Source organism: Pseudomonas sp. KCJK9058 (assembly GCF_046230975.1).
In the GTDB taxonomy this organism is placed as follows: Bacteria; Pseudomonadota; Gammaproteobacteria; order Pseudomonadales; family Pseudomonadaceae; genus Aquipseudomonas; species Aquipseudomonas alloputida.
The window spans coordinates 148922-166186 of record NZ_JBJJLR010000001.1 but is presented as its reverse complement, the minus strand read 5'-3'; the positions used below and the strand labels follow the sequence as shown (position 1 = coordinate 166186).

Below are 17265 nucleotides of genomic sequence, written 5' to 3'. Positions count from 1 at the left end.
AAGCCCGCTCCTGCACACTGATCTGCGGTGGACACACACACCGGCGTTGGACACAGGCCGTTGTAGGAGCGGGTTTACCCGCGAAGAGGCCCCCACGTCAGGCCGAAGCCGTCGCCTTTCCGGTAGCCCAAGCCTTCCCCAACAACCGCTTCATCCGCCACTCAAAGCCAAAGGTCAGCGCCACCGCCGCACATGCCAGCCCCAGCGCCAGCCCCCACCAGATCCCTACTGCACCACCGCCCAGCGTAAAGGTGAACAGCCAGGCACTCGGCGCCCCCACCAGCCAATAGCACACCAGCCCGATCAGGAAGGTGGTCTTGGCATCTTTCAGCCCACGGATCGAGCCCATGGCAATCGTCTGCATGCCGTCGAACAGTTCGAACCACGCCGCCACCATCAACAACTGCACGGCCACCTGGAAGATCGCGGTAAAGGCCGGGTCATTACGGTCGATGAACAGCCCTACCAGTGCTTCGGGCAGCAGCAGGAACAGCGCGGCGAAGGCAAACATGATCATGGCCCCGAACCCGATGCCCACCCGCCCGGCGCTGCGCGCCGCCAGCAGGTTGCCAGCGCCGTAGTACAGGCCGACGCGCATGGTCACCGCATAGGACAAGCCCGTCGGCACCATGAATGCCGTGGACACGATCTGCAGGGCAATCTGGTGCGCCGCCAACTCGGTGCTACCCAGCACGCCCATGCACAGCGCGGCGAAGGCGAACAGGCCCACTTCCACCATGTAGGTACCGCCAATCGGCAGGCCCAGCCGCCACAGCTCGCGCAGGGCCGCCAGTGATGGGCGTGACAGGCCTTTGCGCAGCGGGTAGGCGGCATAGGCCGAATGCCAGCGGATATACAACGCCAAGGCAGCGGCCATGCCCATCGACACCACTGCAGTGACCAGGCCGATACCCATCAGGCCCAGCTTGGGCAGGCCGAACATGCCTTCGATCAGTGCCACGTTGAACAGGTAGTTGAGCACTGTGCCGAACAAACTGATGACCATCACCGGGGTCGAGCGGCCCAGCGCGCTGGTGAAGCCACGCAAGGCCATGAAGGTCAGATAGCCGGGCAGGGCCAGTGGCAGCAGGGTGAGAAATTCGGCGGCCGATGCCACGTTCTCGGGCTTCTGCCCGAACAGCAGCAGCACAGGTTCAAGGTTCCACAGCACCAGCGCGGCGAACAGCGCCAAGGCCCAGGCCAGCCACAGGCCGTTCTGCGCCAGCCGGGTGGCGCCCTCGATGTCGTTGGCACCCTTGCGAATGGCCACCAGCGTGCCGACTGCGGCGATCACGCCCAGGCAGAAGATCGATACGAACGAATAGCTGGCTGCCCCCAGGCCACCCCCCGCCAAGGCCTGGGGGCTGATGCGGGCCATCATCAGGGTGTCGGTCAGCACCATCAGCATGTGCGCCAACTGCGAGGCAATCAGCGGCCCGGCCAGGCGCAGCAAAGCCTTGAGTTCTGTGGTGGGCGCGACGTGCATGGGGGCAGTCCTTCATTCTGAGGTGATCAACGAAGGGCGATTCTGAGGCTTCGGTCAACTTTGCACAAAAGGATAAAAGCGATAGTTGGCATGAGTTGAACTCATGTATATAGGCTTCTCGGTGATTTGCCTCACACGCCCATATTGCAGGTGCCTCATGCCACGCCAGCTACCACCGCTGTATGCCCTGCGCGCATTCGAAGCTGCCGCGCGGCTAAGCTCCTTCACCCGTGCGGGCGAAGAGCTTTCTATCACCCAAAGCGCCATCAGCCGGCATATCCGTACGCTGGAGGAGCATTTTGCCTGCCGCCTGTTCGTGCGCAGTGGCCGCAGCCTGCAACTTACCGAAGCGGGGCGGGTACTGCTGCCGGGCGTGCGCGAGGGCTTCGCGGCGTTTGAGCGGGCCTGTGAAACCTTGTGCGGTGAAGACGAGATATTGCGCATGAAAGCCCCTTCGACCCTGACCATGCGCTGGTTGCTGGCGTGCCTCAGCCGCTTTCGCCACCTGCAGCCGGGCAATGAGGTGCAACTGACCAGTGCCTGGATGGATGTCGACCATGTGGACTTCAACCAGGAGCCGTTCGATTGCGCGGTGTTGCTCAGTGATGGGGTGTTCCCGGCGGAGTGGGAGGTGCGCAAGCTGTTCCCTGAGTTACTGATCCCGGTCGGTGCGCCGGACCTGCTCGACGAGGAACCTTGGGATGTACGTAGGCTGGCCTCTATCGAGCTGCTGCACCCTACGGTGGACAAGCGTGACTGGCGGGAATGGCTGGAGCGTATGGGGCTTGGCGACGAGGTGTCGCTCAAGGGCGGCCAGGTGTTCGATACCCTTGAGCTGGGCATGATTGCCGCGGCGCGTGGCTATGGAATATCCATGGGCGATTTGCTGATGGTGGCCGAAGATGTGGCGCAGAAGCGCTTGAGCCTGCCATGGCCGACGGCGGTGCCCAGCGGCATGGATTACTACCTGGTGTGGCCGCGCACCCGGCGAGGCGGCGAGCGGTTGCGGCGGTTGAGTGCGTTCCTGGAAGGCGAGGTGGCGGCAATGGATTTGCCGGATGTGGAAATCCTGCCGCCTCTTTGATCACCTGCACCGGCCTCTTCGCGGGCTCGCCCGCGAAGAGGCCGGTGCGGTTTTACATCGAGCCCAGGTTCAACGCCTGTGCGCAGGCCTGCAGCGACCGGCGCTCGCTTTGCGCATACAGCGCCAGCTCATCCTGTACCTGCAACCCCAGCGCCGCTTCGAACGCTTCGCGGTTGGCGTTGCTGCCGTATTCGGCCTGCGCATCGTCACCCAGGTTGGACTGGAAGATCCCCGCCGCACTCACCGGCAGGAAGTCCTCGTACACCAGCGCCTCGAAGTGCACGTGGCCCGCGTCGATCAAGCCTTGCAGGGTGGTCGGGCGGCCTTCCTGGTCGCGTGCGGCCAGGCCCTTCTCGGTGGCGAAGTAGCGGAAGTACGCCAAGCCCTGTTCACGCATCTGCGCCAGGTCATCCGGGAATTCGGCAAAGTTTGCCTGCAGCAGCGCCATGTAACGCTCGGCATTGGCTTCGGCCGGAGCGCCACCCAGCGCAGCGCGGGTAGCGTCGAGCAACTTGTCGTAAAGCTGGCGACCTTTCGGCGTCAGCGCCGCGCCGCGTTGCTCGATTTCGCCAAAGCGCGCGGTGTGGCTGCCTTCGCGGCCTTGCTGGTCGCGGAAGGCGACCGTTTCCTGCAGGGCCTTGAAACTGGTCTGGCGCAGCAGGATCGGGTGGCGGCGGGTGGGCGGGCCTTCAACCACGGCCTTCGGCGGGATGCCCTTGGCAGGCATGCCGAGCTGGATTGCATCGATATCCAGGGTACGCGGGGTCAGGTGGTTGATGTGCGGGCCCTTGAAGGCCACCACATCTGCGATCAGGCGGTGTTGGTCGTGCAGCTGCTGGTACTGCTCGGCCGTAACGGTAGCGTCCTGGTGCCAGCGGAAGGTGTGCAGCGCCTCCTGCACGAACGTCTCTGCATCCGCGGCGTCAAGGCCACCCTCGCGCTCACACTGGGCGATCAGTTCGAGGGCGCGGGAGGTGAAGATCTGGCGCTTGGCCAGGATGCTCTGTGCCAGCTCGCGCAACTGCGGGTTGTCGATCAGCTCCAGGCGCAGCAGCGAGGTGAACACACGGAACGGGCTGACATGCAGCGATTGCTCGTGCACCGCGCGGAAGGCAGTGGAATGCACCGGTACGCCAGCGGAGCTGAGGTCATAGTAGCCGACCGGCTGCATGCCCATGACGGCGAACAGGCGGGCGATGGTGGCCAGTTCTTCGGCGGTGCCGACGCGGATGGCGCCGTGACGTTCCTGGTCCAGGCGCTCGATTTCGCCGGTCCAGCGCAGGGCCTCGGCCACTTCGGGTTGCTGGGCCATGACCTGCTGGTTGATTTCGCTCACCAGCTCCAGCAGCGTGCCGTACAGCGGCACTTCCTGTTTGTACATGAGCGACATGGCGGCAGAGAACTGCGCGCGGATGCTGTCTGGGCTGACGAAATCGTTGGCGGGCATCGCTAGCTTCCTGGTTGGGTTCGGACGCTTACATGAAAGCTGGGAATGCACTTTGCTCACAAGCGAAAAAAAGTGAGTGTGTCATTCCTTTTTTGATCGACCTCGACGGCCGTTTCACGGCTAAAGCCGCTCCTACAGGGACCGTGCAAGGTTGGGGTCTTGCGCAGGGCCCCGTAGGAGCGGCTTTAGCCGCGAAGAGGCCCTCAAGCCTGGAGCTGTTCGTGGATCCACTCCACCAGCGCCCGCACCTTGGGCACCTCCGCCGCATGTTCAGCGTACGCCAGATAGTGCGCCCCGGCACTGCGCATCGCATGGTTCCACGGCACCACCAGGCTACCGTCGGCCAGTTCCTTCGCCGCCAGGTAGCGCGGCACCAGCGCTACCCCGCACCCGGCCTGTGCTGCGCTCAACGCCATATAGAACGTATCGAAGCGCGGCCCGTGGTAGGCGCTGACGCTCTGCAGGTCCTGCTCCAGGAACCACTCATGCCAGGCCTCCGGGCGCGAGGTGCTTTGCAGCAGCACCAGCTCGGCCAGCTCCTCGGCACCGGCCAGCTTGCGCCCGGCCAGCAGCTCTGGCGCACACACCGGCACCACTTCTTCGCGAAACAACTCCACGCAAGTGGCCCCCGGCCAGGTCCCCTGGCCATAGAAGAACACCACGTCAGCCGAGCCTTGCAGCAGGGCGAACGGCTCCATTTCGTTGCGAATGTCCAGGTGGATATTGCTGTGCCGTTTGCCAAACCCCTTGAGGTGCGGGATCAACCAGCGCACGCCAAAACTCGGTTGAGTGGCTACCTTCAATATCTCGGTCTGCTCGCCGTAGGTGAGTACGTAGCGGCTGGACATGTCCACCTGGGTGAGGATTTTGTTGACCTCGGCCAGGTACAGGCTGCCGGCCGGGGTCAGCTGCAAGCGCCGGCGGATGCGCAGGAACAGGTGGTGGCGCAGCATGTCTTCCAGCTGCGCCACCTGCTTGCTGACCGCGCTCTGGGTCAGGTGCAGTTCTTCGGCGGCACGGGTAAAACTCAGATGGCGGGCTGCAGCTTCAAAGCACTGCAGGGCGGTCATGGAGGGTACCAGGCGTTTTGACATAGCGGTCTCTGCGGCTCAAATCATTACCTGACGGAATGATATGCGGAATAAAGGTCGTTTGTTGTACCTATGTGATCGGATTAATACTGATCCACATCATTTTTCCACCCCATCACCGATGTAGGAGATGCACAAATGGTTGCTGGATTGCTCGAGCGCCTTGGCGTTGCCGCCGAGGCTTACACCCAGGGCGACTACCCTGTTCACACGCCGATCGACGGCAGCCAGATCGCCTCGGTGAAACTGCTCGGCAAGGCCGAGACCATCGCCCGCATCGATCAGGCCCAGAGCGCTTTCGAAGCCTGGCGCAGTGTGCCTGCTCCGCGCCGTGGCGAACTGGTGCGCCTGTTCGGCGAAGTGCTGCGTGAGCACAAGGCCGACCTCGGCGAGCTGGTCTCGATCGAAGCCGGCAAGATCACCCAGGAAGGCCTGGGCGAAGTGCAGGAAATGATCGACATCTGCGACTTCGCCGTTGGCCTGTCGCGCCAGCTGTACGGCCTGACCATCGCTTCCGAGCGCCCGGGCCACCACATGCGTGAAACCTGGCACCCGCTGGGTGTGGTCGGCGTGATCAGCGCCTTCAACTTCCCGGTTGCCGTGTGGGCCTGGAACACCGCCCTGGCCCTGGTGGCCGGCAACTCGGTGGTATGGAAACCGTCCGAGAAGACTCCGCTGACCGCCCTGGCCTGCCAGGCGTTGTTCGAAAAAGCCCTGAAAGCCTTCGGCGATGCTCCGGCTGGCTTGGCACAACTGGTGATCGGCGGCCGTGAAGCTGGCGAAGCCATGGTCGACGACCCGCGTGTACCGCTGGTCAGCGCCACCGGCAGCACCCGCATGGGTCGCGAAGTCGGCCCACGCGTTGCTGCCCGCTTCGGCCGCAGCATCCTGGAACTGGGCGGCAACAACGCCATGATCCTGGCCCCGAGCGCCGACCTGGACCTGGCCGTGCGCGGCATCCTGTTCTCGGCTGTCGGCACTGCCGGCCAGCGTTGCACCACCCTGCGCCGCCTGATCGTGCACCGCTCGATCAAGGACGAAGTGGTTGCCCGCGTCAAAGCCGCCTACGGCAAAGTGCGTATCGGCGACCCACGTAAAGACAACCTGGTCGGCCCGCTGATCGACAAGCAGTCGTTCGACGCCATGCAGGGTGCACTGGCCAAGGCCCGTGACGAAGGTGGCCAGGTATTTGGTGGCGAGCGTCAGCTGGCCGACCAGTACCCGAACGCCTACTACGTTTCGCCAGCCATTGCTGAAATGCCGGCGCAAAGTGACGTGGTGCGCCACGAAACCTTCGCACCGATCCTGTACGTGCTGGCCTACGACGACTTCGAGGAGGCCCTGCGCCTGAACAACGAAGTGCCACAAGGCCTGTCGTCGTGCATTTTCACCACCGACATCCGTGAAGCCGAGCGCTTCCAGAGCGCCTCGGGCAGCGACTGCGGCATCGCCAACGTCAACATCGGTACCAGCGGCGCCGAGATTGGCGGTGCGTTTGGTGGCGAGAAGGAAACCGGCGGTGGCCGTGAGTCGGGCTCGGATGCCTGGAAAGGCTACATGCGTCGCCAGACCAATACCGTGAACTACTCGCGCGAGCTGCCGCTGGCGCAGGGTATCGTGTTCGACTGATGTATTGATGCTGCATGGCCGGGGGCCTGGCCCCCGGTTCGCGGGTAGACCCGCTCCTACAGGGTTCGTCCAAGCGACACCGATCCTTGTAGGAGCGGGTTTACCCGCGAATGGGCCGCCCTGCGGCCCCAACAAGAACAAATTGCTGGAGCCGGCCATGTCCGAACTGCGTCAACAATGCTTGTGGGAACACGTCAGCAAACCGACCGTCGCCGCCCAGGCCCTGGCCGGTGAGCACAAGGCCGATGTCTGTGTGATCGGCGGCGGTATTACCGGCCTGTCGGCGGCCATCCACCTGCTCGAACAGGGCAAGTCGGTGATCGTGCTGGAGGCCTGGAAGATCGGCCACGGTGGCTCCGGGCGCAACGTCGGCTTGGTCAACGCCGGTACCTGGATCCGCCCCGACGACGTCGAGGCCACCCTTGGCCAGAAGCAGGGCAGCCGCCTGAACAAGGTGCTTGGCGAAGCCCCGGCTGAAGTGTTCGCCATGATCGAGCGCCTCGGCATCGACTGCCAGGCCCAGCACAAAGGCACGCTGCACATGGCGCACAACGCCACCGGTATCGCCGACCTCGAAGCGCGTCACGAACAATGGCGCCGCCGAGGTGCCGACGTCGAGCTGCTGACCGGTGCCCAGTGCCAGGAATACTGCGGTACTGACAAGATTTCCGCTGCGCTGCTTGATCGCCGTGCCGGCACCATCAACCCCATGGGCTACACCCAGGGTCTGGCGGCTGCTGTAACGCGCCTGGGCGGCAAGATTTTCCAGCAGTCTTCGGTCGAAGGCCTGGAGCGTGAAGGTGATGGCTGGCGGGTGAAGACTGCGCGTGGCGCTGTGCGCGCCGAAAAGGTGGTGATTTCCACCGGCGCCTACACCGAAGGCGACTGGAGCAACCTGCAGAAGCAGTTCTTCCGCGGTTATTACTATCAGGTAGCCTCCAAACCGCTGCAGGGCACCGCAGCCGACAAGGTGCTGCCACATGGCCAAGGTTCGTGGGACACCCGCACCGTGCTCAGCAGCATCCGCCGCGACGATCAGGGCCGCCTGCTGCTCGGCAGCCTGGGCCGGGTCGACAACAAGCCGGCGTGGTTCGTGCGCAGCTGGGCCGACCGCATCCAGGGCCATTACTACCCGGAGCTGGGCAAGGTCGAGTGGGAAATGCACTGGACCGGCTGCATCGACTTCACGCCTGACCACCTGATGCGCCTGTTCGAGCCGGCGCCTGGGTTGGTGGCGGTGACCGGGTACAACGGGCGCGGTAATACCACCGGCACCGTGATTGGCCGGGCGTTTGCCGAGTTCCTGCTCAAGGGCGAGGCGGACAGCCTGCCGATTCCGTTTTCGCCGATGAGCGGTGTGAGCGCGCCTTCGCTGCGCACGGCGTTCTATGAGTCCGGTTTTTCGCTGTACCACGCGGGGCAGTGCCTGAGGGTTGTGTTGTAAGTACTGGCCTCTTCGCGGGTAAACCCGCTCCTACAGGTTCACCACAGCCCTCGAGGGCGGTGCACTACTTGTAGGAGCGGGTTTACCCGCGAAGAGGCCGGCACAGGCTCACTTGTGCAACCAACTCAGGAAGCCACCCTTCTTGATTGAAGTCGGCTTCTGCAGCAACAACGACTCCCGGCTCTGCCGCCGGAACCGCTGCAATTTGCTCAACGCCGTCTGCACTTCGCCACGCTGCTGCAAACAGCTCTTCACCTGTTCCTTGTCGATCCGGTACAGCACGCAACTGGTCAGCGTGCGGAACTCGGCCAGCGAATCTTCTTCGTCGATGATCCCCTCGATCCCCAGCACCTCACCCGGCCCCATGCGCCCGGCTTCCAACAGTTTGTCTCCGTCGCGCACCGAGGCCGATACCACACCGCTGCCAATCACCAGCAGATGATCGGAATGCTCGCCCACCCCCAGGATCACCTGGTCCGCCAGATACTCGACTGCAGTCATGCGCTGGCTCAACGCATCGCGCTCTTCGTCACTCAGCGAGCGGAACACTCGCACCTCATCCAGCACCTCGCGCTGGCGGCTGCGCGGCGGCACGGCCAGGTCGACGTTCCACATCACCCCGCTGGCCTCCAGATGCCGGTGCGCCAGGTCGAACAACTGGTTACGTGCATCGCCCTTGGTGCCCGCATCGGCCACGAAGCCGCTGGCCTCGTACTCCACCGACTCCAGAGTCGAGGCCTTTACCGTCACCTTCGGCTTCGGGGTCGCAAGGATGGCACTGACGCCCTGCAAGGCTTTTTCCAGCGCATCGAACACGCGCTTGGGCCGCACCTTGGCCGGGACCACCACGCTGATCGATACCCCGTGCACATCGGCCGGGCGACTGTGGTTGAGCAGCCGCGCCTTGGCCGCCACCGAGTTGGGGATCACCGCCAGGCTGCCGGTACCGGTCAGCAGGCGCGTGGCGCGCCAGTCGATGTCCAGGACCTTGCCTTCGGTGCCGTCGATGGAGATTGAATCGCCAATCTGATAGGGCCGCGTGGTGTTCAGCACGATGCCGCTGAAGACGTCAGCCAGTGTGCTCTGCAGCGCCAGGCCGATGACGATGGCCATTACCCCGGAGGTGGCCAGCAGGCCCTTCACCGGCAGTTGCAGCACGTAGCCTGCGGCCGCGACCACGGCGGCGAGGAAGATCAACGCCCCCAGCACATCCTGCAGCAAGCGCCCGCCATGGCTGCCACGGGCCACCAGCAACAGGCCGAACACCACGGTCACCGTGCGCGCACCGAACAGCCACCAGCCGATGGCCAATACCGTGGCCATCAGGTTGCGCGAAAGATCGTCGGGCCACGGCGGTGGTTGCAGCGGGCTCATGCCGGCGGCCATCAGCACCGCGCTGAACAGCAGGAAGATCACCAGGCGCGCGCTGATGCGCCAGGCATGGCGCTGAATGGGGATCAGTTGCCAAAGCACGAGGTCGAGCAGGATCAGGGCGCAACCGAGCAACAACGGGGACGACTGGATGAACGCCAGCATGGTGGTCTCGGGGGTGAGGGGAGGGCTGTGGGTAGTAATAGAGCAGGTTTGCCGGGCAGGCAATGCAAGCCTGTGCTGGCCCCTTCGCGGGTTTGCCCGCTCCCACAGGTAAAGCGCTGGTTTTGAACCTTGTGCGATCCCTGTGGGAGCGGGCGAGCCCGCGAAGAGGCCAGCAAAACCAACGCCAATCTATCGTTCCTAAAACAGAACGCTAAAGCCAAAAACCGCTATCTACCGCTCCAAAGGTGGTGGTTTTAATCTTCTCCCATCAACGCGAAACACCCAACTTACTGAACATCAAAACCCTTAGGAGCTACCCCCATGACCCACTTCAAATACAACCGCCTGAACAAAGACGACGCCGCCGTACTGCTGGTCGATCACCAGGCTGGCCTGCTGTCCCTGGTTCGCGACATCGAGCCGGACGCGTTCAAGAACAACGTGCTGGCCCTGGCCGACCTGGCCAAGTTCTTCAACCTGCCGACCATCCTCACCACCAGCTTCGAGCAAGGCCCCAACGGCCCACTGGTGCCAGAACTGAAAGCCCTGTTCCCGGACGCCCCGTACATTGCCCGCCCTGGCCAGATCAACGCCTGGGACAACGAAGACTTCGTCAAGGCCGTGAAGGCCACTGGCAAGAAGCAACTGATCATCGCCGGCGTTGTGACTGAAGTGTGCGTAGCTTTCCCGGCCCTGTCTGCCCTGGAAGAAGAGTTCGACGTGTTCGTGGTCACTGATGCCTCCGGTACCTTCAACGCCATGACCCGCGACGCCGCCCACGACCGCATGAGCCAGGCGGGTGCGCAATTGATGACCTGGTTCGGCGTGGCCTGCGAGCTGCACCGCGACTGGCGCAACGACATCGAAGGCCTGGCCGCGCTGTGCTCCAACCACATCCCGGATTACCGCAACCTGATGACCAGCTACAACGCCTTCAACGCCAACAAGTAAGCGCAAACGCCGCGGGCGCCGCCAATCGGTGCCCGCCCAGGGCAGCACACCTATCCAATCCAGCGCCCGTCCGCCGTTGCACAGTGGATGCGGGCAAGCTCATCCCAAGGAACGCCGATGAACACCGCACTCCATGACAACCGCGAAGTGGTGACCGTATGCCTGCAACACAAGGTGCTTGATAGCTCGCCGGGCACCCCGGCAGCGCAACCGCCGCGCTGGAAACAGGCGCTGCTGACCTACCTGGTGATCTGCCCGATGACCATGGTCGTCCCGCAACTGCTGGCGCCGCTGTTTGCACGCTTCCCGCAGTTGGGCGGCGTGATCACCGGCAACCTGATCGTCAACCTGTTCGTCATCCTGCCCGTGGTGTTCTACATCATGCCTTGGGTAACCCGCCGCTGCGCCAACTGGCTGCGCGGCTGAGCCGACGCCTTCACCTCGAAACGTTCAAGGAGATACCGCTATGAGCACGTTCGTTACCCGCGATGGCACTTCGATCTATTTCAAGGACTGGGGCAGCGGCAAGCCCGTGCTGTTCAGCCACGGCTGGCCGCTGGATGCCGACATGTGGGATTCGCAGATGGAGTTCCTGGCCAGCCGCGGTTACCGCGCCATCGCCTTCGACCGCCGGGGTTTCGGCCGCTCGAGCCAGCCGTGGAACGGTTACGACTACGACACCTTCGCCGATGACATTGCCCAGCTGATCGAGCACCTCGACCTGCGCGACGTCACCCTGGTGGGCTTCTCGATGGGGGGCGGTGATGTCAGCCGCTACATCGCCCGCCACGGCAGCGAGCGGGTGGCCGGGCTGGTGTTGCTGGGCGCGGTGACGCCAGTATTCGGCAAGCGTGAGGACAACCCTGACGGTGTCGACCTGTCGGTGTTCGAGGGCATCCAGGCCGGCCTGCGTGCCGACCGCGCGCAGTTCATCGCCGATTTCGCCACGCCGTTCTACGGCCTGAACCATGGGCAGCAGGTGTCCCAGGGTGTGCAGACGCAGACCCTGAACATTGCGCTGATGGCGTCAATCAAAGGCACCCTGGACTGTGTGACGGCCTTCTCGGAGACCGATTTCCGTCCCGACATGGCCAAGGTCGATGTGCCGACGTTGGTGATCCATGGCGATGACGACCAGATCGTGCCGTTCGAGACCACCGGCAAGCAGGCGGCGGAGCTGATTCGCGGTGCCGAGCTGAAGGTGTATGCCGGGGCGCCGCACGGGTTTGCGGTGACCCATGCACAGCAACTGAATGAGGACCTGCTGGCGTTCCTTCAGCGGTAATGGTGGAAAACATTCGCGGGTAAAGCCGCTCCTACAGACGTTGTAGGAGCGGGTTTACCCGCGAAGAGGCCGGCCCAGGCAGCAAAAAGCTTGACCAGGACTAACCTTCTTCAACCCACCGCACATCCATTCAAGCCCAGGCCTTGCATCAACCGGCATGCTTCGCAGTCCCCCTGCCGGCCCCTAGTCGGAGAAGCCCATGTCCCAGGATCGCAACGACAAGACCCGTCGCCAGTTCCTCGCCACCAGCACTGTGCTCGGTGCCGCTGGCGCGCTCTGGTCCGCATTGCCCTTCACCGGCCAAGCCGGTTCCGCTCACGCATCCACGCAAGGAGGTTCCATGACCGCCGACCTGATTCTGTTCAACGGCAAACTGCACACCGTTGACCGCGAAAAGCCCACCGCGAACGCCGTCGCCATCAAGGACGGCCGCTTCATCGCCGTGGGCAGCGACGCCGAGGCCATGGCCCACAAGGGCGCCGCCACGCAAATCGTCGACCTCAAGCAGCGCACGGTGATCCCGGGCCTCAATGACTCGCACCTGCACCTGATCCGCGGTGGCCTGAACTACAACCTCGAACTGCGCTGGGAAGGGGTGCCGTCGGTGGCCGATGCCCTGCGCATGCTCAAGGACCAGGCCGCGCGCACGCCAACCCCGCAGTGGGTGCGGGTAGTCGGTGGCTGGAACGAATTCCAGTTCGCCGAAAAACGCATGCCCACCCTGGAAGAAATCAACCAGGCTGCGCCTGATACCCCGGTATTCCTGTTGCACCTGTATGACCGCGCGCTGCTCAACCGCGCTGCGCTCAAGGCCGTCGGCTACGACAAGAGCACCCCGAACCCGCCAGGTGGCGAAATCCAGCGTGACAAGTTCGGCAACCCGACCGGCATGCTGATCGCCCGCCCCAACGCAATGATCCTCTACGCCACCCTGGCCAAGGGGCCGAAGCTGCCGCTGGAGTACCAGGTCAACTCCACCCGCCAGTTCATGCGCGAACTCAACCGCCTGGGCCTGACCAGCGCCATCGACGCCGGTGGCGGCTACCAGAACTTCCCCGATGACTACTCGGTGATCCAGGAGCTGGCCGACAACGATCAGCTGACCGTACGCATCGCCTACAACCTGTTCACCCAGAAGCCCAAGGAAGAACTGGACGACTTCAAGAAGTGGACCTCCAGCGTCAAGCTGCACAGCGGTACCGACTTCTTGCGCCACAACGGCGCTGGCGAAATGCTGGTGTTCTCTGCCGCCGACTTCGAGGACTTCCTCGAGCCGCGCCCGGACCTGCCGCAGACCATGGAAGAAGAACTGGAGCCGGTGGTGCGCCACCTGGTCGAGCAGCGCTGGCCGTTCCGCCTGCACGCCACCTACAACGAATCGATCACGCGCATGCTCGACGTGTTCGAGAAGGTCAACCGCGACATTCCATTCAACGGCCTGCCCTGGTTCTTCGACCACGCCGAAACCATCACCCCGCAGAACATCGAGCGCGTGCGTGCGCTGGGCGGTGGTATTGCCATCCAGGACCGCATGGCCTTCCAGGGTGAGTACTTCGTCGACCGCTACGGCGCCAAGGCCGCCGAGCAGACCCCGCCGATCAAACGCATGCTCGAGATGGGCGTGCCGGTCGGTGCCGGTACCGATGCCACCCGAGTGTCCAGCTACAACCCGTGGACTTCGCTGTACTGGCTGGTCAGCGGCAAGACGGTCGGTGGCATGGAGCTGTACCCGGAAGGCCTGAGCCGTGACACCGCGCTGCAATTGTTCACCCAGGGCAGCGCCTGGTTCTCCAGCGAGCAAGGCAAGAAGGGCCAGATCAAGGTAGGCCAGCTGGCTGACCTGGCAGCATTGTCGCTGGACTTCTTCAGTGTCGATGAAGAGGCGATCAAGGGCATCGAGTCGGTGCTGACCATCGTTGATGGCAAGGTGGTGTACGGTGCTGGCGAGTTCGACAAGCTTGGCCCGCCGCAGGTGCCGGTGCTGCCAGAGTGGTCGCCGGTGACCAAGGTGCCTGGGCACTGGCGCGTTGGTACGCCATCGTTGGCAGCCGCGGTGCACCAGTGCTCGGGGCCGTGCGGGGTGCATGCACACAGCCATGACAAGGCGCGCAAATCGAGTGTCCCGGTCAATGACTTCCAGGGATTCTGGGGTGCGCTGGGCTGTTCGTGCTTCGCTTTCTAAGGTGAGCTGATGTGAAGAACGGGGGCCAATATCTGGCCCCTTTTTTGTGTCTTCAGTGCCGGCCCTTTCGCGGGTAAACCCGCTCCTACAGGGCCTTTGCTGCCTTTTCGCAGGTAACCCGCACCTACGGGGCCTTTGTGGTCCTTTCGCGGGTAAACCCGCGCATACGGGGGCTGCGCGGTCCTTGTAGCGAAAGGGCCGCAAAGGCCAGCACCAATGGTGAGCCTTATGCTCCCCGCCAGCCAACAAATGCCGAATTCGCACTTCAACCCCATCGGTCTGCAGCATCCTGACCCGCGCCTCGATCTTCAGTTCACCACGGGTCACCCGGTGGTGATGCCGCAGATGCTCCAGCCACGATTCCTCGAAGAAGAACTCCAGCCACAACGCCGGATCAGCACTGTCCCGCATCAACCCCCACGACAATGCGCCATTGCGCTTGCGCATCGCTTCCAGCTCCCGCGCCGCCTGCTGGAAGGCCTCGGCCTTGGTGGGGGCGATGTGGTACTCGACGGTGACCATCACCGGTCCGACTTCCGTGTCCATGTCATCGCTGAGCACCGGCACCGGCCAATGCAGCGATGGCGTCAGCTCCTCTGCCTCGGTTTCCGGCAGCGTCACCTTGCAGGTCAGCAAGGTACCCAGCGCCAGGCCGCCTGCGGCCAGCAGCAGGCTGAAGGTGATCGTTGCATGGCTGGCCAGCGTGCCCCACAGCAGGCCGCCACAGGCCATGGCGCCGAAGAAGATCAGAATGTATACCGACAAAGCCCGCGCCCTTACCCAGGCGGGCACCGAAGTCTGCGCAGCCACCTGCAGGTTGGACAGCACCGCGATCCACGCCGCGCCACTGAGCAGCATCGCGGGCAGCAGCGCATAGAAGTTGCGCACCAGCGCCAGGGCCAGCAGGAACAGGGCATACAGCAGGCTGGCCAGTAACACCAGGCGGTCACGGCTGATGCGCTCACGCAGGCGCGGCAGCAAGGTGGCACCCGCCACTGCGCCAATACCGATGGCCGCCAGCAGCAGGCCGAAGTCCGCTGCGGTGCCGCGCATCTCGCCACGCACGATCAGCGGCAGCAGCGAAGTGCCGGCGCTGGCGCAGAAAAAGAACGCCAACGCGCGTAGCATCACGGCCTGCAAAGGCTTGGCGCTGCGGGCAAAGCGCAGCCCAGTGCGCATGGCGCCAACGAAGCGTTCGGCCGGCAGCAGTGGTTCCTTCACCTCACGCTTCCACAGGAACAACACCAGGATCACACCCGCGAATGAGATGGCATTCAGGGCAAAGGTCAGCCACGGGCCGACCATGCTCACCACCACCCCCGCCAGTGCCGGGCCGATGGCCCGTGACACGTTGATGCCGACACTGGAAAGCGCCACCGCGTTGGCCAGGTCCTCCTTGCCCACCAGTTCCGGTGTCAGTGCGCTCCACGCCGGCATCATCAGCGCTGTACCAATGCCCAGTGCCAGGGTCAGCACCAGCAGCAAGGTGACGTTCATCATCCCGAGCAAGGTCAGGGCCGCCAGCACAACCGCTACGCAAGACATCCACAGTTGCACCAGCAACAGGTAGCGGCGTTTGTCGACGATGTCCGCCGCTGCGCCCGCCGGCAGGGCCAGGAAGAACATAGGCAACGAGCCGGCTACCTGGATCAACGCCACGTGCAGCGGGCTGGCCGACAGCGTGGTCATCAGCCAGCCGGCGCCCACCTCGTGCATCCAGGTGCCGATGTTGGAGGCGATGGTGGCGATCCACAGCATGCGGAAGGTGGTGTTACGCAACGGGCTCCAGGCACCTGAAGGGGATGTACTCATGTCAGAAGCTGCCTTTGAGTGGGTATTCGATGATCAGGTAGATGCGGTCGATATCATTGCCCGCCTGGGCCTGGTTGGCGCGGTGGCTGACGTGGGAGAACGACAGGCTCAGGTCCTTGGCAGCCCCCGACTGCACCACGTATTTCAGGTCGATGTCGCGTTCCCAGTGCTTGCCGCCGTCGCCGTACTGGTTCACATAGGCGCCGCCCGCCGGCGCATGGCTGCCGTCGATGCCGCGGCCGCTGACATAGCGGCCCATCAGGCTCAGGCCAGGTGCGCCGAGGGTGGCGAAGTTCAGGTCATAGCGCAGTTGCCACGAGTGCTCGCCAGGGCCGTTGAAGTCGGCGTACTTGATCGCGTTGGCCAGGTAGATGGCGTCGCCGCCGACGAAGTCGAACGGGGTGTCGCCCTCGACCTTCTGGTAGGCCAGGCTCAGCGCCTGGGCGCCGAAGCTGTACCTGGCCAGCAGGCTGTAGGCGAGGGTGTCGATCGCCCCGGCGCTGGCGTTGCCGGTGTCGCGGGTTTTGTACAGGTTGCCGTCCAGGCGCCAGTTGCCCTCGGCCACGTTCAGGTTGAGGTAGGCCTGGCGCCAGGTGTTTTCCAGCTGCCCGGCATACACTGCGGCGCCGAACGGCCCGTTGGGTGCGAAGGTGGCACCGGCCAGGCTGATGGCCCGGTTGTGGGTGGTCGCGCCGTAGCCGCTGAAGTCGTCGTGGGTGGAGCTGTTGTCCTGGTTGTTGAAGGCAGTGAAACGCCCGGCCTGCAGGCGCCAGTCGGGCTGGTCGGTGTTTTCCACCCACCAGCCGGTGGCGTATTCCGGGTGCAGGCGTTTGTCACCGGTGTCGAACACCGGGGTTTCCACCATCATCTCGCCATAGCGCAGTTGGGTGTTGCCTAACTGCATTTTGAGCGCGGCACCGGCGCTGGAGTACTCGGACTCGGCGCGGCCATCGCTGTCGCGTGGCAGCAGGCCGGTGCCGCTATGGCCGCGGCCGCCGTCGAGCTTGAGGCCAAGAAAGCCATGGGCATCGATGCCGACGCCGACAGTGCCTTCGGTGAAGCCGGAACGGACCTCGCCGATGAAGCCTTGGGCCCATTCCTGGCGGTAGTTCTGGCCGCTGCCGGAGGGCGAGCGGAAGTCACTGTGCAGGAAATAGTTGCGGCTGAGCAGCGACCAGCCGGGCGCCTCGGCGTGGCTCAGCGCCGGCCCGAGGGCGAGGGTGGCGAGCAGGGCGCGGCCTGGTCCGTGTGTGGCGCGGATCATGGGGAGCTCCGGGGGATGATCCGGGACTGTGGAGCAAGGATAGGCCAGGGGTCT

12 protein-coding genes and 1 pseudogene are annotated in these 17265 nt (G+C 64.1%); 7 read left to right on the top strand and 6 right to left on the bottom strand.

The window, feature by feature from the left end; genetic code table 11:
* Positions 1 to 97: 97 nt before the first annotated feature.
* Positions 98 to 1486 carry a NorM family multidrug efflux MATE transporter gene (locus ACK59Z_RS00745; protein WP_060538446.1) on the bottom strand — a complete coding sequence of 463 codons (1389 nt, stop codon included), beginning with the start codon at positions 1484 to 1486 and terminating at the stop codon, positions 98 to 100.
* Positions 1487 to 1643: 157 nt separating this feature from the next.
* Between ACK59Z_RS00745 and ACK59Z_RS00740 the strand changes: the two genes are divergently transcribed.
* A complete protein-coding gene (locus tag ACK59Z_RS00740) occupies positions 1644 to 2570 on the top strand; it encodes a LysR substrate-binding domain-containing protein (protein WP_047603706.1) in 927 nt (308 codons plus the stop codon).
* A gap of 52 nt (positions 2571 to 2622) precedes the next feature.
* Here the strand turns inward: ACK59Z_RS00740 and ACK59Z_RS00735 are convergent, their stop codons facing one another.
* Both ACK59Z_RS00735 and ACK59Z_RS00730 read right to left on the bottom strand, forming a co-directional pair.
* Positions 2623 to 4017: a VOC family protein gene (locus ACK59Z_RS00735; protein WP_004575228.1), complete on the bottom strand. Its 1395-nt coding sequence runs from the start codon at positions 4015 to 4017 to the stop codon at positions 2623 to 2625.
* 203 nt (positions 4018 to 4220) lie between these two features.
* On the bottom strand, positions 4221 to 5111 hold the full coding sequence (locus ACK59Z_RS00730; RefSeq protein ID WP_003253545.1) for a LysR family transcriptional regulator: 891 nt from the start codon (positions 5109 to 5111) through the stop codon (positions 4221 to 4223).
* A gap of 135 nt (positions 5112 to 5246) precedes the next feature.
* Here ACK59Z_RS00730 and ACK59Z_RS00725 point away from each other — a divergent pair, with 135 nt between their 5' ends.
* Complete coding sequence (locus tag ACK59Z_RS00725) at positions 5247 to 6737, top strand: aldehyde dehydrogenase family protein (protein WP_003253547.1); 1491 nt, start codon at positions 5247 to 5249, stop codon at positions 6735 to 6737.
* 157 nt (positions 6738 to 6894) lie between these two features.
* On the top strand, positions 6895 to 8181 hold the full coding sequence (locus tag ACK59Z_RS00720; RefSeq protein ID WP_003253548.1) for an FAD-binding oxidoreductase: 1287 nt from the start codon (positions 6895 to 6897) through the stop codon (positions 8179 to 8181).
* Between the two features lie 108 nt (positions 8182 to 8289).
* Here ACK59Z_RS00720 and ACK59Z_RS00715 read toward each other — a convergent pair whose 3' ends face one another.
* On the bottom strand, positions 8290 to 9717 hold the full coding sequence (locus ACK59Z_RS00715) for a mechanosensitive ion channel domain-containing protein (protein ID WP_409292095.1): 1428 nt from the start codon (positions 9715 to 9717) through the stop codon (positions 8290 to 8292).
* Positions 9718 to 10038: 321 nt separating this feature from the next.
* On the opposite strand from ACK59Z_RS00715, the gene ycaC reads away from it, so the two are divergent.
* From ycaC to ACK59Z_RS00695, 4 genes are all read left to right on the top strand, one after another.
* Entirely contained in the window at positions 10039 to 10668 is a 630-nt protein-coding gene (gene ycaC, locus ACK59Z_RS00710; RefSeq protein WP_003253552.1) for an isochorismate family cysteine hydrolase YcaC, read from the top strand.
* Between the two features lie 117 nt (positions 10669 to 10785).
* Complete coding sequence (locus ACK59Z_RS00705) at positions 10786 to 11094, top strand: hypothetical protein (RefSeq protein WP_108191097.1); 309 nt, start codon at positions 10786 to 10788, stop codon at positions 11092 to 11094.
* A gap of 40 nt (positions 11095 to 11134) precedes the next feature.
* Positions 11135 to 11953, top strand: a complete 819-nt coding sequence (locus ACK59Z_RS00700) for an alpha/beta fold hydrolase (protein WP_003253555.1) — start codon at positions 11135 to 11137, stop codon at positions 11951 to 11953.
* A gap of 340 nt (positions 11954 to 12293) precedes the next feature.
* Positions 12294 to 14135: an amidohydrolase gene (locus tag ACK59Z_RS00695; protein ID WP_409292161.1), complete on the top strand. Its 1842-nt coding sequence runs from the start codon at positions 12294 to 12296 to the stop codon at positions 14133 to 14135.
* 216 nt (positions 14136 to 14351) lie between these two features.
* Here the strand turns inward: ACK59Z_RS00695 and ACK59Z_RS00690 are convergent.
* Both ACK59Z_RS00690 and ACK59Z_RS00685 read right to left on the bottom strand, forming a co-directional pair.
* A pseudogene (locus tag ACK59Z_RS00690) lies at positions 14352 to 15947 on the bottom strand (MFS transporter); the annotation flags it as partial.
* Position 15948: 1 nt separating this feature from the next.
* The gene (locus ACK59Z_RS00685) at positions 15949 to 17211 is read right to left on the bottom strand and encodes an OprD family porin (RefSeq protein WP_409292092.1); all 1263 of its coding nucleotides are present in this window, start codon (positions 17209 to 17211) and stop codon (positions 15949 to 15951) included.
* Positions 17212 to 17265 lie beyond the last annotated feature (54 nt).

Excerpts from the sequence above, each read along its gene's own strand:
- ACK59Z_RS00700 (WP_003253555.1), top strand. The coding sequence starts at position 11,135 with ATGAGCACGTTCGTTACCCGCGATGGCACTTCGATCTATTTCAAGGAC.
- ACK59Z_RS00695 (WP_409292161.1), top strand. The coding sequence starts at position 12,294 with ATGACCGCCGACCTGATTCTGTTCAACGGCAAACTGCACACCGTTGAC.
- ACK59Z_RS00730 (WP_003253545.1), bottom strand. The coding sequence starts at position 5,111 with ATGTCAAAACGCCTGGTACCCTCCATGACCGCCCTGCAGTGCTTTGAA.
- ACK59Z_RS00720 (WP_003253548.1), top strand. The coding sequence starts at position 6,895 with ATGTCCGAACTGCGTCAACAATGCTTGTGGGAACACGTCAGCAAACCG.
- ACK59Z_RS00705 (WP_108191097.1), top strand. The coding sequence starts at position 10,786 with ATGAACACCGCACTCCATGACAACCGCGAAGTGGTGACCGTATGCCTG.
- ycaC (WP_003253552.1), top strand. The coding sequence starts at position 10,039 with ATGACCCACTTCAAATACAACCGCCTGAACAAAGACGACGCCGCCGTA.
- ACK59Z_RS00740 (WP_047603706.1), top strand. The coding sequence starts at position 1,644 with ATGCCACGCCAGCTACCACCGCTGTATGCCCTGCGCGCATTCGAAGCT.
- ACK59Z_RS00735 (WP_004575228.1), bottom strand. The coding sequence starts at position 4,017 with ATGCCCGCCAACGATTTCGTCAGCCCAGACAGCATCCGCGCGCAGTTC.
- ACK59Z_RS00715 (WP_409292095.1), bottom strand. The coding sequence starts at position 9,717 with ATGCTGGCGTTCATCCAGTCGTCCCCGTTGTTGCTCGGTTGCGCCCTG.
- ACK59Z_RS00725 (WP_003253547.1), top strand. The coding sequence starts at position 5,247 with ATGGTTGCTGGATTGCTCGAGCGCCTTGGCGTTGCCGCCGAGGCTTAC.
- ACK59Z_RS00685 (WP_409292092.1), bottom strand. The coding sequence starts at position 17,211 with ATGATCCGCGCCACACACGGACCAGGCCGCGCCCTGCTCGCCACCCTC.
- ACK59Z_RS00745 (WP_060538446.1), bottom strand. The coding sequence starts at position 1,486 with ATGCACGTCGCGCCCACCACAGAACTCAAGGCTTTGCTGCGCCTGGCC.